The organism is Mycobacterium arosiense ATCC BAA-1401 = DSM 45069, from assembly GCF_002086125.1.
In the GTDB taxonomy this organism is placed as follows: Bacteria; Actinomycetota; Actinomycetes; order Mycobacteriales; family Mycobacteriaceae; genus Mycobacterium; species Mycobacterium arosiense.
In genome coordinates, this window is sequence record NZ_MVHG01000085.1 from 1 (window position 1) to 22,728 (window position 22,728).

General features: G+C 68.5%; 22 protein-coding genes. 14 read left to right on the forward strand and 8 right to left on the reverse strand.

Annotation, left to right across the window (positions count from 1 at the left end):
• The first annotated feature begins 123 nt into the window (after positions 1 to 123).
• The 8 genes from BST14_RS22840 to BST14_RS22875 all read left to right on the forward strand — a co-directional run bounded on the left by BST14_RS22840 (position 124) and on the right by BST14_RS22875 (position 9,698).
• Positions 124 to 756 (forward strand): ComF family protein, encoded by a 633-nt coding sequence (locus BST14_RS22840; protein WP_083066646.1) that lies wholly within the window; start codon positions 124 to 126, stop codon positions 754 to 756.
• A 329-nt stretch (positions 757 to 1,085) separates the two neighbouring features.
• Positions 1,086 to 1,754: a ribosome hibernation-promoting factor, HPF/YfiA family gene (hpf, locus tag BST14_RS22845; RefSeq protein WP_083066630.1), complete on the forward strand. Its 669-nt coding sequence runs from the start codon at positions 1,086 to 1,088 to the stop codon at positions 1,752 to 1,754.
• Between the two features lie 108 nt (positions 1,755 to 1,862).
• A complete protein-coding gene (secA, locus tag BST14_RS22850) occupies positions 1,863 to 4,691 on the forward strand; it encodes a preprotein translocase subunit SecA (RefSeq protein ID WP_083066631.1) in 2,829 nt (942 codons plus the stop codon).
• A gap of 147 nt (positions 4,692 to 4,838) precedes the next feature.
• The gene (locus BST14_RS22855; RefSeq protein ID WP_083066647.1) at positions 4,839 to 5,585 is read left to right on the forward strand and encodes a hypothetical protein; all 747 of its coding nucleotides are present in this window, start codon (positions 4,839 to 4,841) and stop codon (positions 5,583 to 5,585) included.
• 33 nt (positions 5,586 to 5,618) lie between these two features.
• Positions 5,619 to 7,172, forward strand: coding sequence for an HD domain-containing phosphohydrolase (locus tag BST14_RS22860; protein WP_083066632.1), 1,554 nt, complete (start codon positions 5,619 to 5,621; stop codon positions 7,170 to 7,172).
• A gap of 48 nt (positions 7,173 to 7,220) precedes the next feature.
• Positions 7,221 to 7,985, forward strand: coding sequence for a methanethiol S-methyltransferase (mddA, locus tag BST14_RS22865; protein WP_211280789.1), 765 nt, complete (start codon positions 7,221 to 7,223; stop codon positions 7,983 to 7,985).
• A gap of 68 nt (positions 7,986 to 8,053) precedes the next feature.
• Entirely contained in the window at positions 8,054 to 8,536 is a 483-nt protein-coding gene (locus tag BST14_RS22870; protein WP_083066634.1) for a cation:proton antiporter regulatory subunit, read from the forward strand.
• A 4-nt stretch (positions 8,537 to 8,540) separates the two neighbouring features.
• Positions 8,541 to 9,698 (forward strand): cation:proton antiporter, encoded by a 1,158-nt coding sequence (locus tag BST14_RS22875; protein ID WP_083066635.1) that lies wholly within the window; start codon positions 8,541 to 8,543, stop codon positions 9,696 to 9,698.
• Between the two features lie 25 nt (positions 9,699 to 9,723).
• Here the strand turns inward: BST14_RS22875 and BST14_RS22880 are convergent, their stop codons facing one another.
• Positions 9,724 to 10,290 carry an Rv3235 family protein gene (locus BST14_RS22880; protein WP_245845637.1) on the reverse strand — a complete coding sequence of 189 codons (567 nt, stop codon included), beginning with the start codon at positions 10,288 to 10,290 and terminating at the stop codon, positions 9,724 to 9,726.
• Between the two features lie 209 nt (positions 10,291 to 10,499).
• On the opposite strand from BST14_RS22880, the gene BST14_RS22885 reads away from it, so the two are divergent.
• The 4 genes from BST14_RS22885 to BST14_RS22900 all read left to right on the forward strand — a co-directional run bounded on the left by BST14_RS22885 (position 10,500) and on the right by BST14_RS22900 (position 15,255).
• Positions 10,500 to 11,921, forward strand: a complete 1,422-nt coding sequence (locus BST14_RS22885) for a WS/DGAT/MGAT family O-acyltransferase (RefSeq protein ID WP_083066636.1) — start codon at positions 10,500 to 10,502, stop codon at positions 11,919 to 11,921.
• A gap of 155 nt (positions 11,922 to 12,076) precedes the next feature.
• Positions 12,077 to 12,589 (forward strand): DUF6912 family protein, encoded by a 513-nt coding sequence (locus BST14_RS22890; protein ID WP_083066637.1) that lies wholly within the window; start codon positions 12,077 to 12,079, stop codon positions 12,587 to 12,589.
• Positions 12,590 to 12,726: 137 nt separating this feature from the next.
• Positions 12,727 to 13,875, forward strand: coding sequence for a ferredoxin reductase (locus BST14_RS22895; protein ID WP_083066649.1), 1,149 nt, complete (start codon positions 12,727 to 12,729; stop codon positions 13,873 to 13,875).
• 96 nt (positions 13,876 to 13,971) lie between these two features.
• Entirely contained in the window at positions 13,972 to 15,255 is a 1,284-nt protein-coding gene (locus BST14_RS22900) for a fatty acid desaturase family protein (RefSeq protein WP_083066638.1), read from the forward strand.
• 139 nt (positions 15,256 to 15,394) lie between these two features.
• Here BST14_RS22900 and BST14_RS22905 read toward each other — a convergent pair whose 3' ends face one another.
• The 4 genes from BST14_RS22905 to BST14_RS22920 form a co-directional block, all read right to left on the reverse strand.
• Positions 15,395 to 16,198, reverse strand: a complete 804-nt coding sequence (locus BST14_RS22905; protein ID WP_083066639.1) for an emopamil-binding protein — start codon at positions 16,196 to 16,198, stop codon at positions 15,395 to 15,397.
• A gap of 107 nt (positions 16,199 to 16,305) precedes the next feature.
• Entirely contained in the window at positions 16,306 to 16,797 is a 492-nt protein-coding gene (locus tag BST14_RS22910) for a DUF302 domain-containing protein (protein ID WP_083066640.1), read from the reverse strand.
• On the reverse strand, positions 16,784 to 17,674 hold the full coding sequence (locus BST14_RS22915) for an NmrA family NAD(P)-binding protein (RefSeq protein ID WP_083066641.1): 891 nt from the start codon (positions 17,672 to 17,674) through the stop codon (positions 16,784 to 16,786). The genes BST14_RS22910 and BST14_RS22915 overlap by 14 nt, the downstream gene beginning before the upstream one ends.
• Positions 17,675 to 17,685: 11 nt before the next feature.
• On the reverse strand, positions 17,686 to 18,861 hold the full coding sequence (locus BST14_RS22920) for a thiolase family protein (protein ID WP_083066642.1): 1,176 nt from the start codon (positions 18,859 to 18,861) through the stop codon (positions 17,686 to 17,688).
• Positions 18,862 to 18,958: 97 nt separating this feature from the next.
• Here BST14_RS22920 and BST14_RS22925 point away from each other — a divergent pair, with 97 nt between their 5' ends.
• Positions 18,959 to 19,435: a winged helix-turn-helix transcriptional regulator gene (locus tag BST14_RS22925; RefSeq protein ID WP_083066643.1), complete on the forward strand. Its 477-nt coding sequence runs from the start codon at positions 18,959 to 18,961 to the stop codon at positions 19,433 to 19,435.
• A gap of 84 nt (positions 19,436 to 19,519) precedes the next feature.
• Here the strand turns inward: BST14_RS22925 and rsgA are convergent, their stop codons facing one another.
• Complete coding sequence (rsgA, locus tag BST14_RS22930; protein WP_083066644.1) at positions 19,520 to 20,512, reverse strand: ribosome small subunit-dependent GTPase A; 993 nt, start codon at positions 20,510 to 20,512, stop codon at positions 19,520 to 19,522.
• Positions 20,509 to 21,804: a 3-phosphoshikimate 1-carboxyvinyltransferase gene (gene aroA, locus BST14_RS22935; RefSeq protein WP_083066645.1), complete on the reverse strand. Its 1,296-nt coding sequence runs from the start codon at positions 21,802 to 21,804 to the stop codon at positions 20,509 to 20,511. The genes rsgA and aroA overlap by 4 nt, the downstream gene beginning before the upstream one ends.
• Before the next feature lie 44 nt (positions 21,805 to 21,848).
• Here aroA and BST14_RS22940 point away from each other — a divergent pair, with 44 nt between their 5' ends.
• On the forward strand, positions 21,849 to 22,613 hold the full coding sequence (locus tag BST14_RS22940; protein WP_083066650.1) for an SOS response-associated peptidase: 765 nt from the start codon (positions 21,849 to 21,851) through the stop codon (positions 22,611 to 22,613).
• A gap of 8 nt (positions 22,614 to 22,621) precedes the next feature.
• On the opposite strand, the gene BST14_RS32695 is transcribed toward BST14_RS22940, so the two are convergent.
• Positions 22,622 to 22,728: hypothetical protein (locus BST14_RS32695; protein WP_438502200.1), on the reverse strand; the 107-nt coding region annotated here is incomplete at its 5' end.

The window sequence follows — 22,728 nt, forward strand, 5'->3', positions numbered from 1 at the left end:
CCCTGCACCCAACAATCATCCCCAAAGCCCCCCGACGACCACGCCCGCCACGCGGAACTAATTCAGCAAGCTCCTAGACGCGATCGCCAGACCGCTGTCACACCCGTGCGCCACACTGGCGCCATGCTCGATCTGTTCCTGCCCGCCGAATGCGGCGGCTGCGGGGCGCCGTCGACCCGCTGGTGCGACGGGTGCGCTGCGGAGTTGGCGGTGACCGCCGACCAGCCGCATGTGGTGGCCCCGCGCATCGACCCGGAGGTTCCGGTGTTCGCGCTCGGCCGCTACGCCAACGCGCGCCGGCGCGCGATCCTGGCGCTCAAGGAGCAGGGCCGGGCGGATCTGGTCGAGCCGCTGGCGCGGGCTCTGGCCGTCGGCGTGCACCGGTTGCTGTCGTGGGGCATCGTGCCCACCCCGCTGACCGTCGTGCCCGCACCTACCCGGCGCTCGGCCTCGCGCCGGCGCGGCGGTGACCCGGTCGCCCGGCTGGCGCGGGCCGCGGTGGCCCGGCATCCGGAGATCGCCGTCGTTCCGGCGCTGCGGCTCAAGGCGCTCACGCGTGACTCGGTGGGGTTGGGCACCGCCGCGCGCGAGCGCAACATCATCGGCCGGGTGGTGCTGCGCGGTGCACCGCCGCGCACCGAAGTCATGCTCGTCGACGACATCGTCACCACCGGTGCGACGGCGCGCGAGTCGGTGCGGATCCTGCAGGACGCCGGGGTTCGGGTCGCCGCGGTACTTGCGATCGCCGCGGTCTGAATGGGCTCGGGCGCGCGCAACCCGTGAACCAGCCAAGAGCTTGTGAAGAACAACAGCTCGACCAAAGTAGTGGCATCGGCAGGCGAACACGAGCTAACGTCGAGAACAACGAAGAACGACTTATCGGTCTGACTCACTGGTCACGATTCTCCAGGTGGGGGCCCATCCGCGGGAAGGGGTGAGTAATCGACACCTTGCACCGGCGGGCAGCCTGCGGCGGTAGCCAGTCTCGAACCGCTCTCACCTCGTCGGCGCATCAAGCAGCCGGGCACGCAGGACGCGTGCGACGTGAAAAGAGAAACGAGTTGTCACGTATGTCAAGGCTATCCGTGGATTCCGGTCAGATTCTGGACCAACCGTCCAGCACCGATGAGCAAGCCCCGCCGACAACCACAGCCGATGTTGTGTTCAAGGGCCGCAACGTTGAAATCCCCGATCATTACCGTCTGTACGTCTCGCAAAAACTCGCCCGGCTCGAGCGGTTCGACCGCTCCATTTATCTCTTCGATGTCGAGCTCAAGCATGCGCCCAATCGGCGCCAGCGCAAATCCTGTCAGCGCGTGGAGATCACCGCTCGCGGCCGGGGCCCGGTGACCCGGGCGGAGGCGTGCGCCAACAGCTTCTACGCCGCGTTCGAGTCCGCGGTCGACAAGCTGGAGAACCGGCTGCGCCGGGTGAAGGACCGTCGCAAGGTTCACTACGGGGACAAGACCCCGGTGTCACTGGCCGCGGCCACCGCGGTGCCGCCTCCCGTCCCGCTGGACAGCGGGCCGCAGCCCGCGCCCGCCGAGCACGACGGCGCGGAGCCCGACCACGAGCCCGGGCGGATCGTGCGGACCAAGGAGCACCCGGCAACGCCGATGACGGTTGACGACGCGCTCTACGAGATGGAGTTGGTCGGGCACGACTTCTTCTTGTTCCACGACAAGCAGACCGAACGGCCCTGCGTGGTCTACCGGCGGCACGCCTACGACTATGGCCTGATCCGACTGAGCTGATCGGGCCTTTTTGAGGTACGGCGGCCATTTGGGTGCCGTCGCCTACCATGGGAGTCGCTCAAGAAAAGACTCCTACCAACAGGGGCACATCCCAAAGGGGACAACACCGTGCTGTCGAAGTTGCTGCGCCTTGGCGAAGGTCGCATGCTCAAGCGTCTCAAGCGGGTGGCTGACTACGTCAACACCTTGTCCGACGAGATGGAGAAGCTCACCGACGCCGAGTTGCGGGCCAAGACCGACGAGTTCAAGAAGCGGCACGCCGACGGCGAAAGCCTTGATGACCTGCTGCCCGAGGCCTTCGCGGTGGCCCGCGAGGCGGCCTGGCGCGTGCTCGACCAGCGTCCCTTCGACGTGCAGGTGATGGGGGCGGCGGCGCTGCACTTCGGCAACGTCGCCGAGATGAAGACCGGTGAGGGCAAGACCCTGACCTCGGTGCTGCCGGCCTACCTCAACGGCATCGGCGGCAAGGGCGTGCACGTCGTCACCGTCAACGACTACCTGGCCAAACGTGACAGCGAGTGGATGGGCCGCGTGCATCGGTTCCTCGGCCTCGACGTCGGCGTGATCCTCGCCCAGATGACGCCCGACGAGCGCCGGGTCGCCTACAACGCCGACATCACCTACGGCACCAACAACGAGTTCGGCTTCGACTACCTGCGCGACAACATGGCGCACTCGCTCGACGACCTGGTCCAGCGCGGACACAACTTCGCCATCGTCGACGAGGTCGACTCGATCCTGATCGACGAGGCCCGCACCCCGCTGATCATCTCCGGTCCCGCCGACGGCGCCTCGAACTGGTACCTCGAGTTCGCCCGGCTGGCGCCGCTGATGGAAAAGGACGTCCACTACGAGGTGGACCTGCGCAAGCGCACCGTCGGCGTGCACGAGCTGGGCGTGGAGTTCGTCGAGGACCAGCTCGGCATCGACAACCTGTATGAGGCCGCAAACTCGCCGCTGGTCAGTTACCTCAACAACGCGCTGAAGGCCAAGGAGCTGTTCAACCGCGACAAGGACTACATCGTGCGCGACGGCGAGGTCCTGATCGTCGACGAGTTCACCGGCCGCGTGCTCTACGGCCGCCGCTACAACGAGGGCATGCACCAGGCCATCGAGGCCAAGGAGCACGTCGAGATCAAGGCCGAGAACCAGACGCTGGCCACCATCACGCTGCAGAACTACTTTCGGCTCTACGACAAGCTCGCCGGGATGACCGGTACCGCCCAGACCGAGGCGGCCGAGCTGCACGAGATCTACAAGCTCGGCGTGGTGCCCATCCCGACCAACAAGCCGATGATCCGCACCGACCAGTCCGACCTGATTTACAAGACCGAGGAAGCCAAGTACATCGCGGTGGTCGACGACGTCGTCGAGCGGTACGAAAAGGGCCAGCCGGTGCTGATCGGCACCACCAGCGTCGAGCGCTCGGAGTATTTGTCGCGGCAGTTCGCCAAGCGCCGGGTGCCGCACAACGTGCTCAACGCGAAGTACCACGAGCAGGAGGCGACCATCGTCGCCGTCGCCGGCCGCCGCGGCGGCATCACCGTCGCCACCAACATGGCCGGCCGCGGCACCGACATCGTGCTGGGCGGCAACCCCGACTTCCTCACCGATCAGCGCCTGCGCGAGCGCGGCCTCGACCCGGTCGAGACGCCCGACGAATACGACGCCGCCTGGCACGAAGAACTGCCCAAGGTCAAAAAGGAGGCCGCCAAAGAGGCCGAAGAGGTGATCGAGGCCGGCGGCCTGTACGTGCTGGGCACCGAACGCCACGAGTCGCGGCGCATCGACAACCAGCTGCGCGGCCGCTCCGGCCGGCAGGGCGACCCGGGCGAGTCGCGGTTCTATCTGTCGCTGGGCGACGAGCTCATGCGCCGGTTCAACGGCGCCGCGCTCGAGGCGATGCTGAACCGGCTGAACCTGCCCGACGACGTGCCCATCGAGGCCAAGATGGTCACCCGGGCGATCAAGAGCGCCCAGACCCAGGTGGAACAGCAGAACTTCGAGGTCCGCAAGAACGTCCTGAAGTACGACGAGGTGATGAACCAGCAGCGCAAGGTGATCTACGCCGAGCGCCGCCGGATCCTCGAGGGCGAGAACCTCAAGGAGCAGGCGCTGGACATGGTCCGCGACGTGGTCACCGCATACGTCAACGGAGCGACCGCCGATGGCTACGCCGAGGACTGGGACTTGGAAGCGCTGTGGACGGCGCTGAGGACGCTGTACCCGGTGGGCATCGACCACGCGACGCTGACCCGCCGTGACGCCGACGCCGACCAAGACGACCTCACCCGCGAGGAGCTGCTCGAGGCGCTGCTCAAGGACGCCGAAAACGCCTATGCCATAAGGGAAGCCGAGCTCGAGGAGATCGCGGGCGAGGGCGCGATGCGCCAGCTGGAGCGCAACGTGCTGCTCAACGTCATCGACCGCAAATGGCGCGAGCACCTCTACGAGATGGACTACCTCAAGGAGGGCATCGGGCTGCGCGCGATGGCCCAGCGTGACCCGCTGGTCGAGTACCAGCGCGAGGGCTACGACATGTTCATGGCGATGCTCGACGGCATGAAGGAGGAATCGGTCGGGTTCCTGTTCAATGTCACCGTCGAGGCGGTGCCCAGTCCGCAGGTCGCGCCGGTGGAAACCCCGGAGGGGCTAGAGGAATTCGCCGCCGCCGCGGCCGGTAAGCAGAGCGCCACCGCGACGGCCGTGCGCGACGAGGCCCCAAGCCAGTTGCGCGCCAAGGGCATTGACAACGAGGCGCCGGCCATGACCTACTCCGGTCCGTCGGAGGACGGATCGGCGGCGGTGCAGCGCAACGGCGGTGGCGCCAAGGCGCCGGCCGGGGTCCCGGGTGGTGCCAGCCGGCGTGAGCGGCGCGCGGCGGCACGGCAACAGGGTCGCGGCGCCAAGCCGCCCAAGTCGGTCAAGCGCCGCTGAGCGGACGCCCGCCTCGCCCGCCGCGTGAAGTTACCTTCACGTTCGATGGCGAGCGTGCGGCTACCTTCACACCGGGCGGCGACGCGGCGGGCGATTTGAGGCATCCGCCTCATGCGCCGCGGCGGCGTGCGCGCGGACCATTCGTGCATGACCGGTTTACGCACCCCGCTGGACGCCGCCACCGCCGTTCTGCAGCACCCCGTCCTGCCCGCCGGAACTGACGAACGCATCGTCGGTTTCGGTGTGATGGGCCTGCCGTTCGCCAGCGGACATTACTTGGCGCTGCGGCAGTTTCCCGCGACATCGTTCTCGCCCGGCTATCGATCAGTGTGGCATCGCGACCCCGACGGCGTGTGGACCTTCTACGCCACGACGCCGGGACCGCAAAGCTGCGCCCGGTTCTTCAGTGCGGCCACCGCGCACGAAGCGGTCCAATGCGACATCGACGTCGCGTGGGTCACCCCGTGGTCGCTGTTCGTCGCGATCCCGAACCTGCTCGCCTGGCAGATCGATATGCGCGCCACCGCGTCGACGCGACTGATGAGCGCGATCGGCGGACGGCTGCCGGCGCGCGCCTGGACCAACCGGGCGGCGCTGGCCGTGCTCGGTCGAATCGCCGGCCCGATCCTGCGCGCCGGCCGGGTCCGGCTGGCCGGAATCGCACCCAACGGCCAGCGATTCATGATCGCGCCCGCGCGGGTGTGGGCGGTCGCCTGCTCGCGCGCGGTGCTGAACGGCGTCGACCTGGGACCGGTGGGACGGCTACCCCGGCAGGCGAGGCTGGGTGGTTTCCGGCCGCCGCAGCGCGGGGTGTTCGCGGTGGGCTCCGGGCATTTCGAGACGTTCGACGCGGCCCGGCATCAGGCCGTGCGGCGCACTATTCCAATCGGGTGACCGCGCGGCGATTAGCTGGGCACAATGACTCTCATGCCGGAGCGCGAATTACCCACCCACGCGGAGTTGCTGGCGGCGTTGTCGGTGGCGATCGACCTCGGCCTCGGCCAGCCCGCCGAGCACATGCTGCGCGCGGCGCTGATCGCGACCCGGCTGGCCGACCGGCTCGGCTTGGACGGCGACCAGCGCGACTGCGCCTACTACACCACCCTGATCATGTGGATCGGCTGCCACGCGGACTCCCACGAATATGCGCGATGGTTCGGCGACGACATCGCGGTGCGGCACGACTCGTATCTGATCGACTGGTCCGGCATCCCGTACCTGCGCTTCCTGGCGAGCAACGTGGGGCGCGGCCAGCCCTTGGCCCACCGGCTGAGCGTGATGGCGACGCTGTTCGCCAACGCGCGCGGTCACATCTCTCGGCTGATCCACTCGCACTGCGCATCGGCGGCGCTGCTGGCGGACCGAATTGGGTTGGGCCCCAACGTGCAAGTCGCGCTGGCGTTCGCGTTCGAGCGTTACGACGGCGGCGGGCTGCCCACCGGCGCGCGGGGGGACGACATCCCGATCCAGATGCGCATCGCCCAGCTCGCCGACATGGTCGAGGTGCACCACCGCACCTTCGGCGTCGCGGGCGCGGCGGCGATGGTGAGCGGCCGACGCGGCGGGCAGTTCGATCCGCGGGTGGCCGACGCCTTCCTGCGCGACGCCGACGCGATCCTGGCCGGCCCGCCCGCCGGCGATGCGTGGGCGGCGGCGTTGCGCGAGGCGCCCGATCGCCATCGGCGGCTCGACGACCAGTCGCTGGACGCCTTGCTCGTCGCGCTGGGCGACTTCGTCGACCTGAAATGCCCCTTCACGCTTGGGCATTCGCGGGCCGCGGCCCGGCTTGCCGGGCAGGCCGCGGGGGCCGCCGGCCTCGACCGCGACGCGGTCGCGCTGACCCGGCGCGCCGGCCACGTCCACGATCTGGGTCGCATCGGGGTGTCGAACCGAATCTGGTCGCGGCCCGGGCCGTTGAGCGCCGCGGAGTTCGAGCGGGTGCGGCTGCATCCCTATCTCACGGTGCGCATCCTCAACCAGGTGCCCGGGCTTACCCGGCTGGCGGAGGTGGCCGGCAATCACCACGAATGCCTTGACGGCTCGGGCTACCCACGCGGACTGGCCGCCACCGCGCTGGGCCTGCCGGACCGCATCCTGGCCGCCGCCGTGTGCTACCAATCCGCCTGCGAGCCAAGGCCGTATCGAGAACAGCTGTCACCGCCCGCGGCCGCCCGCCGGTTGCGCGGCCGGGCGCGGGCCGGCGAGCTCGACCCGGTCGCCGTCGAAGCGGTGCTGCAGGCGGCGGGCCAACCCACGCGACGGCCGGCCGCGCGGCCCGACGGGCTGACCCCGCGCGAGATCGAAGTCCTGTGCCTGGTCGCACGCGGCGCCTCCAATAAGGACATCGCGGCGTCGCTCGTGATCAGCGAGAAGACCGCCCGCAACCACGTCGAGCGAACGTACGCCAAGATCGGCGTGTCCAACCGCATCGGCGCCAGCATGTACGCCTTGCAGCACGGGCTGGCGAACGCCGGACAATGAGGCAATCGCCCCATGTTCTTCCCGGCCGATGAGGCGCACAATCAGCTAATGAAGCGTTACCTGACAATCGGCTACGGCGCGGCCGCTTACTTGCTCTTTCTCGCCGTATTTCTGTACCTCGTCGCGTTCCTGGGCAACTTCTGGGTGCCGCGAACGGTGGACCACGGGCTCTCGGCGCCCATCGGCCAGGCGGTGTTGGTCAACATGATTCTGCTCGGCGTGTTCGGCCTCCAGCACAGCGTCATGGCGCGGCCGGGGTTCAAGGCGCGGTGGGCCGGGGTGGTGCCGCCGTCGATCGAGCGCAGCACCTACGTGATGCTGGCCAACGTCGTGCTGGTGCTGCTGTACTGGCAATGGCGAACGATGCCGGCCGTCATCTGGGAGGTAGAGCTGCCGGCCGGGCGCCTGACGCTGTGGACGCTGTTCTGGCTCGGCTGGGCCATCGCGCTGGCGTCGACGTTCATGATCAACCACTTCGACCTGTTCGGGCTCCGGCAGGTGTATTTGGCTTGGCGCGCAACGCCTTACACCAGCCTCGATTTCCGCGTCCGGTTCTTCTACCGCCTGGTGCGGCACCCGCTGATGCTCGGCTTCATCATCGCGTTCTGGGCGGCGCCCACCATGACGGCCGGACATCTGCTCTTCTCGATCGTGATGACGGGCTACATCCTGGTGGCCACGCAGTTCGAAGAGCGCGACCTGGTGGCCGCGCTCGGCGACGACTACCGCAATTACCGGCGTCAGGTGCCGATGCTGCTGCCGCTGGGGCGCCGGTCGCGCGGTGGCCCCACCCAACCGGCCGAGCTGCACTAGATCTTCCGGAGGCAAGAAGTTTCGCGCCCCGCGACACCGGCGGCGCGCGACCTGTCAGGATTGACGGTATGGACGTCAAGGAGGTGCTGCTCCCCGGGGTCGGCCTTCGCTACGAATTCACCGACCAAAAGGGCGACCGCATCGGCATCATCGCGCGGCGCAGCGGCGATTTCGACGTCGTCGTGTATGCCCGCGAGGATCCGGATGAGGCCAAGCCGCTGCTCCACCTCAGCGACCAGGAGGCCGAAGCCGTGGCCCAGATCTTGGGGGCGCCGCGGATCGCCGAACGGTTCACCGAGCTGGCCCGCGAAATACCCGGGCTCGAGACCGGCCAGGTGCACATCCTGGCCGACAGCCCGTTCGTCGATCACCCGCTGGGCGACACTCGCGCCCGCACCCGCACCGGGGCGTCCATCGTGGCGATCGTGCGCAATGACGAGGTGCTCGCCTCACCCGGGCCCTCCGAGATGCTGCACGACCAAGACGTCCTGATAGTCATCGGCACCGAAGACGGAATCGCGGGCGTCGAGAAGATTATCGACAAAGGCTGAGCCGGTGCAGATTTCGGGGACGCTGCTGCTCCAACTCGGCGCCCTCCTGGCCACTCTGGCCATAGTGGGCGCCGCCGCACGCCGGTTCGCGTTGTCGCCCATCCCGGTGTACCTGCTGGCCGGCCTGGCCCTGGGCAACGGCGGCATGCTGCCGGTGGCCGCCGGCGGACAGTTCATCACGACCAGCGCACCGATCGGCGTCGTGCTGCTGTTGCTGACCCTGGGCTGCGAGTTCTCGTTGGCCGAATTCTCTTCCAGCATGCGCCACCACCTGCCGTCGGCGGCCGTCGATATCGTCCTCAACGCCGCGCCGGGCGCGATCGCCGGCTGGCTGCTGGGGTTGGACGGCGTGGCGATCCTGTGCCTAGCCGGCGTCACCTACATCTCCTCGTCGGGCGTCATCGCGCGGCTGCTCGAGGATTTGCACCGGCTCGGCAACCGGGAGACGCCGGCCGTGCTGTCGGTGCTGGTGCTCGAGGATTTCGCGATGGCCGCCTACCTGCCGCTGTTCGCGGTCCTGGCGGCCGGCGGCGGATGGCTGCAAGCCGTCGGCGGCATGGTCGTGGCGGTGTGCGCCCTGTTGGCCGCGTTCGCCGCGTCCGCCCGGTGGGGTCACCACGTCGACCGGCTGGTGGAACACCCCGACTCCGAACAGCTCATGCTGCGCGTGCTGAGCATCACCCTGATCGTGGCGGCCGTGGCCGAGTCCCTGCACGCCTCGGCCGCCGTCGGCGCGTTCCTGGTGGGCCTCACCCTGACCGGTGAGACGGCCGAGCGGGCCCGGCAGGTGCTGGGCCCGCTGCGCGATCTGTTCGCCGCCATCTTCTTCCTGGCCATCGGCTTTTCGGTGGATCCGCACGAGTTGGTCCCCATGCTTCCGGCGGCGCTCATCCTGGCCGGGGTGACCGCGGCGACCAAGGTGGGCACCGGGGTGTTCGCGGCCCGGCATGACGGCGTGGCGCGGCGCGGGCAACTGCGCGCGGGCACCGCGCTGATCGCCCGGGGCGAATTCTCGTTGATCATCATCGGTTTGGCCGGCAAGTCGCTGCCCGCCGTCGCCGCGCTGACGACGTCCTACGTGTTCATCATGGCGATCGCGGGGCCGGTGCTCACCCGCTACACCGGCGGCCCGCGGGCGGCCGATGCCGCACCGGCGAGCTGATCCCGGCCCGGTCAGCCGAGCGGTGTCAGCCGATGTGCAGGGCCACGACCATCCACCGGGCATTGCCGGTCACGCTCACTTGTTCGACCCGGCAGGCGATGGCGTGAATCCGGTTGCCGCGGCTGTAGGAGCCGAAGACTTCGGCCGCCGAGTCCGGGTCCCGGTGACCAGCCGGCTGCAGCCGCATGCGGCGCAACACGGCCGCACCGTGAGCGCCGGCCCGGCCCGCCGTCGAGCGGGCGATCGCGGCCACCGAATCCACCAGGCTCGGCGCCAGCAGCGAATTCAGCTGGGCGGCGGGCCGGCGCCGGTCGATGACTTCCAGCACCCGGCGCAGTGCGGCGTCGGCGAAGACGGCCGCCTGACGCAGCCGCGCCGACATGATCGCGCCGCAATCCGGTGCGGCCGGCCGGCTGGGCTGGCCGGTGTAGGACCGCGGCGGTGTGTGGCTGCTGCGGCGGCGCACCGGGGGACGCGAGGATTGCCGGCACTGCGGGACGGGGTGCCGCACGTCCTGCGTCGGCGGCTCGTAATCGACGACGGGTATGACGGTGAAAGCGTCGGCTGGATTCGCAACCGGATTGGTGTTCAAGCGCACTCTCCAAGTCTTCGGCCGGACCGCGAGCCTGCTGGAGAGGGGCAGACAGTGGTTAGTCAGTGGTCATCATGGCACAACTCGAGCGCACGCGTACCCACGCTGAGTTGCCGCGGCGCCACCCGGTTACCGTGGGCGACACGGGGCCCCCAGGGCGCAGGGCCCCCCGCTCACGGGCGACGAACTGACCAGGAGGACAGCGCCGCATGGTGAGTCGGTTGTCCCCGGCGGACGCGTCGTTTTTTCGGCTGGAGAACACCGCCACCCCCATGTACGCCGGATCGCTGGCGATCCTGCGCCGCCCCCGTGCCGGCTTGAGCTACGAAACGCTGCTGGCCACCGTCGAGCAGCGGCTGCCGCAGATTCCGCGCTACCGGCAGAAGGTCCGCGAGGTGCGGGTCGGAACGGCCCGGCCGGTGTGGCTCGACGACAACGACTTCGACATCACCTATCACGTGCGGCGTTCGGCGTTGCCCTCGCCGGGCAGCGACGAGCAGCTGCACGAGCTGATCGCGCGGCTGGCCGCGCGGTCGCTGGACAAGTCGCGCCCGCTCTGGGAGATGTACCTGGTCGAGGGCCTGTCCAAGAACCGGATCGCCCTGTACACGAAGTCGCATCAGGCGCTGATCAGCGGCATGTCCGCGCTGGAGATCAACCATGTCATCGCGGATCGGACGAAACGCCCGCCCCGGTTTCCGGAGGACATCTGGATCCCGGAGCGCGATCCCGGCAACATACGGCTGATATTGGGCGCGGTCGGCGAGTGGGTGACGGGCCCGGGCGCCCAGCTGCAGGCCGTCGGCTCGATGGTCGGTGGACTGGTGACCAACCACGGCGACCTGCTCGACGCCGGTCGCCGGGCCGTCGACTTCGTGCGCAACGTGGCCCGGGGTACCGCGCCCAGCAGCCCGCTCAACGCCACCGTGTCCCGGCATCGGCGCTTCACCGTCGCCCGCGGCAGCCTCGACGACTACCGCACCGTGCGCGCGCGCTACGACTGCGACGTCAACGACGTGGTGCTCGCGGTGATCGCCGGCGCCCTGGGCAACTGGCTGATGTCGCGCGGGGTGGCGGTGTCGCCGACCGCGACGGTGCGGGCGATGGCGCCGCTGCCGGTGTACGGCGACGGCGACCTCGACGCCAACGGTCCGGGTCAGGCGATCAGCCAGGTGATGCCGTTCCTCGTCGACCTGCCCGTCGGGGAGCCGAACGCCGTCGTGCGGCTGTCGCAGATCGCGCACGCCACCGAGTCGGACCCGACGGCCGCGCGTCTGGTGGACGCCAGAACCATCGTCACGCTGTCGGGCTTTGCCCCACCGACGTTGCACGCCATGGGCATTCGGGTGGCCACCGGTTTCCCGAGCTTCTCCAAGCGCACGTTCAACCTGCTGATCACCAACGCGCCCGGCGCCCAGTCGCAGATGTACATCGCCGGCACCAAACTGCTCGAGACCTACGCGGTGCCGCCGCTGCTGCACAACCAGGCGCTGGCCATCGGGGTGACGTCTTACAACGGCGAGCTGTACTACGGGATCAACGCCGACCGCGAAGCCATGAGCGATGTCGAGCTGCTGCCCGGGTTGCTGCATCAAGCGCTCGAAGAACTGCTGCAGGCGGCGCGGTCCTAGTCGGCGGTGAAACGCCTGCGCGAAGCTATCATTCGTTGCTGTGAGCACCGCGAAAAGCGACGGCGCGCCGGCGAAGCCGGACAGCTACTATCAGCGCCCGCCGCTGAGCTGGCGACGCCCGTCGTCGACTACGCGGCCACGCTGAGCTAGCCGCCATGACCGTCGTCTATATCCCCGTAACAGTGCCGATGCTGGCGCAGCTCGTCGCCGACGGTTCGTTGTGGCCGGTCAATGGCACGGCGTTCGCACTGACACCGACGTTGCGTGAGGCCTACGCCGAGGGTGACGACGACGAGCTTGCCGACGTGGCGTTGCGCGAGGCGGCGCTGGCCTCCCTGCGCCTGCTGGCGGCCCAGGGGGCCGAGGCGCCGGCGGATTCCCCGCCGCCGCGCCGCGCGGTGCTGGCGGCCGACGTCGAGGGCTTCACGTACCGCCCCGACCTCGACGATGCCGTGGTCAGGTTGGCGGGGCCGGTTCCCATCGACCGCGTGATCGCCGCCTATGTCGACAACGCCGCGGCCGAACCGGCGGTGGCGAAGGCCATCGAGGCCGTCGACGCCGCCGACCTGGGCGACGAGGACGCCGACCTGATCGTCGGCGATGCCCAGGATCACGATCTGGCCTGGTACGCCAACCAGGAGCTGCCATTTCTGCTGGAGCTGATGTGACGCCGAAGGCGGGGCAGTCCGCGCCCCAGCGCTAGCTACGACACCGTAGGTTACGGTACCGTAGGTTTCGTGAAGCGCACAGAATCGATCACAATGTGAGCGTCAGGTACTCGCCGCGTAGTGAGCAGGAGCTTTCCCTGGGCAGACGTAACCCATCGATCACGGGCAACGTCGTCGACACCACGCGACCTGTTGTCGCCGGCGCGGACCGGCATCCCGGCTGGCATGCGCTGCGCAAGCTCGCCGCGCGCATCACCACGCCGCTGTTGCCCGACGATTACCTGCATCTGGCCAACCCGCTGTGGTCGGCGCGCGAACTGCGGGGCCGGGTCCTGCAGGTGCGCCGCGAGACCGAGGACTCCGCGACCCTGGTCATCAAGCCGGGCTGGGGCTTCAACTTCGATTACCAGCCGGGCCAGTACATCGGCATCGGACTGCTGATGGACGGGCGCTGGCGCTGGCGGTCGTATTCGCTGACCTCGGTCCCGGCCGGTGAAGGCCGGCGTCCGGCGCGCACCGTGACCATCACCGTCAAGGCGATGCCCGAGGGGTTTTTGTCGTCGCACCTGGTGGCCGGTGTCGAGCCGGGCACCATCGTGCGGCTGGCCGCGCCGCAGGGCAACTTCGTGCTGCCCGACCCGGCGCCGCCATCGATCCTGTTCCTCACCGCGGGCTCCGGCATCACGCCGGTGATGTCGATGCTGCGCACCCTGGTGCGCCGCAATCAGATTGGTGACGTCATCCACCTGCACTCGGCGCCCACCGCAACCGACGTGATGTTTCGCGCGGAGCTGGCGGCCCTGGTCGCCGGGCACGCCGGCTATCGGATGCGGCTGCGCGAGACGCGCACCCAGGGCAGGCTCGACCTTTCGGAGCTGGACCACGACGTGCCGGACTGGCGCGAACGCCACACCTGGGCCTGCGGTCCGGAAGGCATGCTGGCCGAGGCCGAGCGGGTGTGGTCGGCCGCGGGCGTCGGCGAGCGCCTGCACCTCGAGCGGTTCGCGGTGTCCAAGGCCGCGCCCAGCGGCGCGGGCGGCACCGTCACCTTCGCCCGCAGCGGGCGCACCGTCGGCGCCGACGCGGCGACGTCGTTGATGGACGCGGGGGAGAGCGCCGGGGTGCAGATGCCTTTCGGGTGCCGGATGGGTATTTGTCAGTCGTGCGTGGTGGGTTTGGTCGAGGGTCACGTGCGTGACCTGCGAACCGGCCAGGAGCACGACCCGGGGACCCGGGTGCAGACCTGTGTGTCCGCCGCTTCCGGCGATTGCGTGCTCGACATTTAAAGGCTACTCATAGGTAACCTACGGCTTCGTAGGTTACGATAGCGTAGGTCTGGAACACGATGAGGACCCAACAAACCACCGCAGGGAGATGACGACGTGGCCATTACAGACGTCGACGTATTCGCCCATTTGACCGACGCCGACATAGAAAACCTGGCCGCGGAGCTCGATGCGATCCGCCAGGACGTGGAAGATTCGCGCGGCGAGCGGGACGCCCGCTACATCCGTCGCACCATCGCGGCCCAGCGCGCGCTGGAGGTGACCGGCCGGCTGCTGCTGGCCGCCAGCTCGCGGCGCTCGGCCTGGTGGGCGGGGACCGTGACCCTGGGCGTGGCCAAGATCGTCGAGAACATGGAGATCGGCCACAACGTCATGCACGGCCAGTGGGACTGGATGAACGACCCCGAGATTCACTCCTCGACATGGGAGTGGGACATGAGCGGGTCGTCCAAGCACTGGCGCTACACCCACAACTTCGTGCATCACAAGTTCACCAACATTCTCGGGATGGACGACGACGTGGGCTACGGCCTGCTGCGCGTCACCCGCGACCAGCGCTGGAAGCGTTTCAACATCCTCAACCTGGTGTACAACACCCTGCTCGCGCTGCTGTTCGAATGGGGAGTCGGCCTGCAGCACGTGGAGCTCGGCAAGATCGCCAAGCGGCGGATGGACCACGAGGAGGCCCGGGAACGGATAGACGAGTTCCTGGCCAAGGCGAGGCGCCAGGTGCTCAAGGACTACGTCGCGTTCCCGGCGCTGACCTCGCTGTCACCCGGCGCCACCTACATGTCCACGCTGAAGGCCAACGCGGTCGCCAACGTGATCCGCAACGTGTGGGCCAACGCGGTGATCTTCTGCGGCCATTTCCCCGACGGCGCCGAGAAATTCACCAAGACCGACATGATCGGCGAGACCAAGGGGCAGTGGTACCTGCGCCAGATGCTGGGCAGCGCCAACTTCGAGGCCGGCCCCGCGCTGCGCTTCATGAGCGGCAACCTGTGCCACCAGATCGAGCACCACCTGTATCCGGACCTGCCGAGCAACCGGCTGCACGAGATCTCGGTGCGGGTGCGCCAGGTCTGCGACAAGTACGACTTGCCTTACACCACAGGCTCTTTCCTGTTGCAGTACGCCAAGACGTGGCGCACCCTGGCCAAGCTCTCGCTGCCGGACAAGTACCTGCGTGACGATGCCGACAACGCACCGGAGACCCGCAGCGAGCGGATGTTCGCCGAGCTCGAACCCGGCTTCCTGGGCACCGATCCGGCCACCGGACGCCGGCGCGGCCTGAAGTCCGCGATCGCCGCCGTGCGCGATTGGCGGCGCGGAAAGCGGGCGGCCGCCGCGCAGCTCGCCGACGACGACCTGGCGGCCTAACCGCCCGTTGGCTTTTCGGGTACAGCTAGCGGCGGAGATGCTCGATGTTGACCAGCTTACGGGCCTGGGCGGTGTCGCACCGGATTTCCCGCGCAGCACCGGCCGGCGTCGCGTCGATGACCGGCGGCAGATGACGCCGTCAGGCAGACACCGCTGACGGGGAACCGGCACCGGCGTTGGCAGCAGTGGGCGCCGGTGCCGCCGCGCCGGCGCGTCTGGTCAGGTGATCAATCTGGATGTATACGGCGTAGAGCACGAAGACCGGCAAAACCATGTATGGGACGTTCTCGCCGACCAATTTGAACCACAGGCCGTAAGCGCCCTGGCCGATGTCGTTGAAGCCGGCACGGATCTCGCTCACGTAGTACACAACGGTTCCGGTGAACAGCACCGTGATGCCGAAGAACGTCAACCAAAGGCTTTTGATCCGCGACTCGTCGGGTAAATCCCTGCGCAACAAGCGAAGCCAGGCGATAGTTAGCGCGATGCCGACGAGCACGGCGGCGAACTCCAATCCGAAGATCCACGGGTCGTCGCTGCGGTAGCGGGTGTCGGCCAGACCGTACTGCCACCAGAGCCATCGCCACCCGGGGTCCGTCGTGGGAGCCCACAGGTTGAACGGGTGCCCGAGCAGAAACGGCAACTCATACGTCAATTGGCTGCCGGCCGTCAGCGGTATATAGATCAGCGTCAGCTCGGCCGCGAGCTGCAGACGTGAGCGCTGCTCGCCTCGTGCCTTCCAGAACAGGATGAGAGGCAACAGCAGCACTGGGATGCCGAAGATCAGGTTTGCGGCGACGTCCACCGTCAGGGTCGCAGGCAGCAGTCTGGTGGCCTCGGCGACGGTCATGAAGACGAAGACGACGCCGACGACCGAAAGAAGACCGATGTAAGCGCGTTGACGGTGCGGCGCGAAGGGGCGGGCGAGTTCCGGGGATTCCATGGCACTACCTTCTGCCTCGACGACGGTGTCAAGTAGTTGATATCAGGTAGTTGACTTTATGGGACGGCCACCGCAACCGTCAATACCCTCGCTGACCTGGGCGGCACTCAGGCGGTAACCTTCTCGGCCAGCGCCGCCACCTTCGCGTAGAGCCCCTCTGCCGCGCTGAGCAGTTCGGCGTTGGGCTCGACGACCATCAGCGACGACGGCTTGACGTAGGACAGGCTGCTGCCCGAACCCTCCTCGAGCAACAGCAGCTCGACGGGGGCGAACAGCCCGGCCGTCACGTCGTGGCGCAGCATGGTGATGGCGATCAGCGGATTGCCGAGGATGACGCGCAAGGCCCTGCGGTCGATGCCGGCCTTGGTGATCCAGGCGCCGTGGTCGACCGTGCCGAACAACATGAATCCGCTTGGGCCGACACGGGATTCGACGCGCTCCCGATACGACTCCCAGTCGCCGGTGCCCGTCGCGATGTCGTTGATCGACACCGGTTGCTCGCCGATGTCGGCGAACAACGCGGCACGCAATTCGTCATAGCCCTTGGCGCTGTCGTAGCGCACCCGAACGCCGTCGAAGCGGGCTTCAGACGATGACATTTTCGACCTCCTCTGGTTCGAACAACGAGCGGTGTTCGTCGATGAAGTCCTCGATCGTGCGCGCGGGGCGTCCGGTTATCCTCGGGGCCGCATCGCTGATGCCTGCCAGGCGTCCCTCTCGTTGGTCGATCGTCACCGCCTCGAAGTGCCTGAGTTTGGCCGTGTCATCGGGTATACCGATCAACTCCAGGAACGCCTTTACGGTGGCTTGTTCGAAAGGCAGGTTCTTCGCGAGGACGCGGCCGACCTCCCCGGCGAGCTCCCGATGGCTGTACTCGACCGGCCCGGTCAATATGTAGGTCCGGCCGGCGTGCTCCTCGGGTTTGGACAGGATGGTGGCGGCCGTCGACGCGATATCTTGACCGGCGATCGGTGCGAAGCGGCTGTCGGCGTCAAAAGGCATGACGTAGCGGCCGTTTCGGATCAAGGGGGCGATGTAGGTCAGCCATTCCATAAAGAATGTGACCCGCAGATTGGTGGTCGGGACCCCTGACCAGTCGAAGATCTGCTCGGAGAGCCAATGGTTCTGCGTCGCCTTGCTCCGCGCTGCGGGGCGCGACTGAATGTGCGACATATTGACGATCAATTCCAGACCTGCCTCTTTGGCGGCCTGGGCGAACATGACGGCCGCTTCGACCAGTCCTTCGGCGACTGGGAAGTTGAAGTAGGCGCGCTGCACGCCGTCGAGCGCCATGCGAATATCGCGGAGGCTGCGCAAGTCGGCGACAACGACTTCGGCGCCATCATCGCGAAGACGTTGAGCGCGAGCGTCATCCGTGCGAACCAGCGCCCTGACCTTCAGGCCGCACTCGACCAGACAGTCGACCATCGGTCGGCCGGTATCGCCATTGGCGGTCGTCACGAGGATTCGCGCCATCTCCCCGCCGCCTAGCCCAACCGCTCGATGATGGTGGCGTTGGCCATGCCGCCGCCCTCACACATCGTCTGCAGACCGTACCGACCGCCGCGCTGCTCGAGCGCGTTGACCAGGGTCGTCATCAGGCGAGCGCCGCTGGCGCCCAACGGATGACCGATCGCGATCGCGCCGCCATTGACGTTGGTCTTGGCCAGATCCGCCCCGGTGTCCTGCGCCCAGGCCAGCACCACGGGCGCGAACGCCTCGTTCACCTCGAACAGGTCGATGTCGGCCAGCGTCAGGCCGGCGCGCTGCAAGACCTTCTCGGTGGCCGGAATGACGCCAGTGAGCATGTAGAGCGGCTCGGAGCCCACCACCGTGGTGGTGTGGATCCGGGCCAGCGGGCGCAGCCCCAGTTTCTTGGCGGCCTCGCCGCTGGTGATCAGTACCGCGGCGCTGCCGTCCGACAGCGGCGAGGAATTTCCGGGCGTGATCTCCCAATTGATCTGCGGGAAGCGGGCTTTGGTCGCGTCGCTGTAGAACGCCGGCTGCAACCCGGCCAGCGTCTCGACCGTGGTGCCGGGACGGATGATCTCGTCGGTGGCCAGCCCGGCGATCGGAATGAGCTCGTTGTCGAAAAGCCCTTCCTTGGTGGCCCGGGCGGCCTTCTCATGGCTGCCGGCGGAGAACTCGTCGAGCTGGGCGCGCGAGAAGCCCCACTTCGCGGCGATCAGTTCGGCGCTGATGCCTTGGGGCACCAGGCCGTCGGTGTAGCGGCGGGTCATGTCCTCGCCCATCGGGTTGCTGCCCGGCGACACCTGGGAACCCATCGGCACGCGGCTCATCGACTCCACGCCACCGGCGATGACGATGTCGTAGGCCCCGGCGATCACTCCCTGAGCGGCGAAGCTGATGGCCTGCTGGCTGCTGCCGCATTGGCGGTCGATCGTCACACCCGGGACCGACTCCGGGAACCCGGCTCCCAGCAGGGCATTACGGGCGATGTTGGCCGCCTGGTCGCCCACCTGGGTGACGGCGCCGGCGATGACGTCGTCGACCTGGGCCGGCTCGACGCCGGTACGTGCCACCAGTTCGCGCAGGCTGTGCGCCAGCAGATCGGCGGGCAGCACCTCGTGCAGCGCGCCACTGGCCTTGCCCTTGCCGATCGGGGTGCGGACGGCTCCGACGATGACGGCGTCGCGGTTCATGACTCCTCCTCGAGTCCATTTGATCTAGGTATAGATCGGTGTACCTAGATAAACACCTCGGTATGCTTAAAGCAACCCAGGTGCGGAGGTGATTTAGATGACACTGCTGCAAGGACCGCTGGCCGACCGCGACGCCTGGTCGGCGGTGGGCGAGTGCGCGATCGAAAAGACGATGGCGGTCCTCGGAACCAAATCAGCGATGCTGATCATGCGCGAGGCGTACTACGGCACCACGCGATTCGACGACTTCGCCCGCCGGGTGGGCATCACCAAGGCCGCTACCTCGGCGCGGCTGAGCGAACTGGTCGAGCTGGGGCTGCTACGACGCCAGCCCTATCGCGAACCCGGTCAGCGCAGCCGCGACGAGTACGTGCTCACGCAGGCCGGCATCGAGTTCATGCCGGTGGTGTGGGCGATGTTCGAGTGGGGGCGGCGCCATCTGCCGGGCCACAACCGGCTGCGGCTGACCCATCTGGGCTGCGACGCCGAGGCGAGTGTGGAAATCCGTTGCGCAAAAGGCCATCTGGTGCCGCCCGACGAGCTCGGCATGCGCCTGGCTAGGCAGTCTGGTTGAGCGCGGCCGGGCGGCGCCGAGCGTGCGCAGTTGTACGCCTATTACGGCGTGTCGCGGTGCCAACACGCACGCTCGGCACGGCCGTCACTGCTCACGGAGCGCGGCCAGCAGCCGCCGCGCCGCGGCGACGCGCCGGAGGGCGGGCCCGGTCAGGTTGTCGAGCGCGCACTCGGGGTCGGCCGGCGGACCCATGTGTCCGCAGCCGCGCGGGCAGTCGGCGATGGCCTCGGCCAGGTCGGAAAACGCCATCATGACGTCGTCGGGCTGGATGTGGGCCAGCCCGAAGGACCTGATCCCCGGTGTGTCGATCACCCAGCCGGTGGTGCCCAGCGGCTCGGTCAGCGGCAGCGCCACCGACTGCGTCGAGGTGTGCCGTCCCCTGCCGATGTCGGTCACGTCGCCGACGGCGCGGTCCGCGTCGGGCACCAGGCGGTTCACCAGGGTGGATTTGCCGACGCCGGAATGGCCGAGCAGCACGGTGATCTTGCCCGCGAGCAGGTCCGCCACCGCGGGCAGGGGATCGTCGCGGCCGGCCTCGACCACGGTCAGGTCCAGATCGACGAACTGCCGGGCGAACGGCTCCGGCGGGGCGAGATCGGTCTTGGTCAGGCACAGGATCGGCGTGAGTCCGCCGGCGTAAGCGGCTATCAGCGTTCGGTCCACCAGGCCGGTGCGCGGCGGCGGGTCGGCCAGTGCGACCACGATCAGCAGCTGATCGGCGTTGGCGACCACCACCCGTTCGGTTGGATCGGTGTCATCGGCGGTGCGCCGCAACACCGTTCGGCGCTCACCGCGACGCACGATGCGGGCCAGCGTGTCGGGGCGTCCGGACAGATCGCCCACCACGTCGACGTCGTCGCCCACCACGATCGGGGTGCGACCCAGCTCGCGGGCCCGCATGGCGGTGACCCGGCGATCGACGTCGCCGCCCAGCACGCATCCCCAGCGACCGCGGTCGACGCTGACCACCATGGCCGCCTCGGCGTCCGCGTGGTCGGGACGGGTCTTGGTCCGCGGTCGTGAGCCGCGGCCGGAACGGATCCTGACGTCGGACTCGTCGTAGTCGCCGGGTCTCACATGCCGCGCTCTTCCCCGGGCTCCAACATGCGGGCCCACAGCCGCGGGAAGTCCGGCAGCGTCTTGCCGGTGGAACCGATGTCGTCGACCTCGACGCCGGGCACCCGCAACCCGATGATCGCGCCGGCCATTGCCATCCGGTGGTCGGCGTAGGCGCGCCAGGTCCCGGACTTCAATGGGGTCGCGGTGATCACCAGGCCGTCGGGAGTTTCGGTGCAGTCGCCGCCCAGCCGGTTGATCTCCTTGCGCAGTGCGGCGAGCCGATCGGTCTCATGCCCGCGCAGATGCGCGATGCCGGACAGTCGCGACACCGATCCCGGCGTGGCCAGCGCGGCCAGGGCGGCCACCGACGGTGTCAGCTCGCCGACCGCGCGCAGGTCGACATCGAAACCGCCGTAGTCCCCGGACCCGCGCACCTCCAGGGATGAATCATTATGGGTAACAACGGCATTGAGCTTGTGCAACACGCTCAGGATGTTCTCGGCGGGCTGCACACTGCTTGACGGCCAGCCGGTGATGCGCACCGCGCCACCGGTGACCACCGCCGCGGCCAGGAAGGGAAGGGCGTTCGTCAGATCCGGCTCCACCTCCCAGTGCCGCGGCGCCACAGGCCCCGGCCGCACCTGCCATCGGTTGGGGACGGAGTCGTCGACCTCGACGCCGGCCTGGCGCAGCATCGTCACCGTCATGGCGATGTGCGGCGCCGACGGCAGCGCCGCGCCGGTGTGTTGCACGGTCAGCCCCTCGGCGAACGAGGCCGCGCACAACAGCAGGCCCGACACGAACTGTGACGAGGCCGAGGCGTCGATGTCCACGGTCCCGCCGACGACAGCGCCGGTGCCCAGTACCCGGAAGGGCAGACCGTCGCCGTCGATCCGCACGCCGAGCCCGCGCAGCGCGTCGAGCAGCGGGACGATGGGGCGTGCCCGGGCCTGCTCGTCGCCGTCGAACTCGACAATCGATTCGGCCAGGGCCGCCAGCGGCGGCACGAACCGCAGCACCGTGCCGGCCAGTCCGCAATCGACCTGTGCCATCGGTTCGGGCGACACGTGGCCGCTGACGGTCAGTTCGGTCTCGTCCCCGTCGACGCCCAAGCCCAGGGTGCGCAGCGCCCCGATCATCAGGTCGGTATCGCGGCTGCGCAGCGCGCCGGTGATGGTCGGTGAGCCTTGCCCCTGGGCGGCCGCCAGCGCCGCCAGCACCAGGGCGCGGTTGGTCTGCGACTTCGAACCCGGAACGGTCACGGTCGCGCGCACCGGTTGCGCCGCCACCGGGGCCTGCCACGTACTCACCGGTCCATCATCGCCTGTCACGGGTTTCTGCCACCATGGGTGTCATGTGCGGAAGGTTCGCGGTCACCACCGATCCCGCCCTGCTGGCCCAGAAGATCAAGGCGATCGACGAGGCCACCGGCGCCGACGCCGGGTCGACCGGCCCCAACTACAACGTGGCCCCGACCTCCACCATCGCGACGGTGGTCAGCCGGCATTCCGAGCCCGAAGACCAGCCGACGCGCCGGGTGCGGCTGATGCGCTGGGGCTTGGTGCCGCCGTGGGCCAAGGCCGGTTCCGACGGCTCGCCCGAGACCAAGGGCCCGATGCTGATCAACGCCCGCGCGGACAAGGTCACCACGTCGCCCGCCTTCCGGTCCAGCGCGAAGACGAAGCGCTGCCTGATCCCGATGGACGGCTACTACGAATGGCGGGTCAACTCGGCGGGCGCCGGCGGCAAGAAGGCCCGCAAGACGCCGTTCTTCATGTACCGCGAAGACGGGGAGCCGCTGTTCATGGCGGGACTGTGGTCGGTGTGGAAACCGGCCAAGGACGCCTCGCCGCTGCTGAGCTGCACGATCATCACCACCGATGCGCCCGGCGAGCTGGCGCAGATTCACGATCGGATGCCGCTGGTGGTGCCCGAACGTGACTGGGACCGCTGGCTCGACCCGGACACCGAGATCGATCAGGGCCTGCTGGCCCGCACGCCGGACGTGCGCGCCATCCGGATGCGTGAGGTGTCGACGCTGGTCAACAACGTCCGCAACAACGGCCCACAGCTGCTCGAGCCGGCCGAGCCGGAACCCGAGCAGATGAAAATCCTGTAGCGCTGCCGCTACACCGGCTCATCGTCGTCTTCATCGCGGAGCAGTTTTTCGGGGTGGTGGAAGGTGTTGGTGCGGGGTTGGCCGCGGTCGAGGTGTGGGGGTGGGATCCATTGGG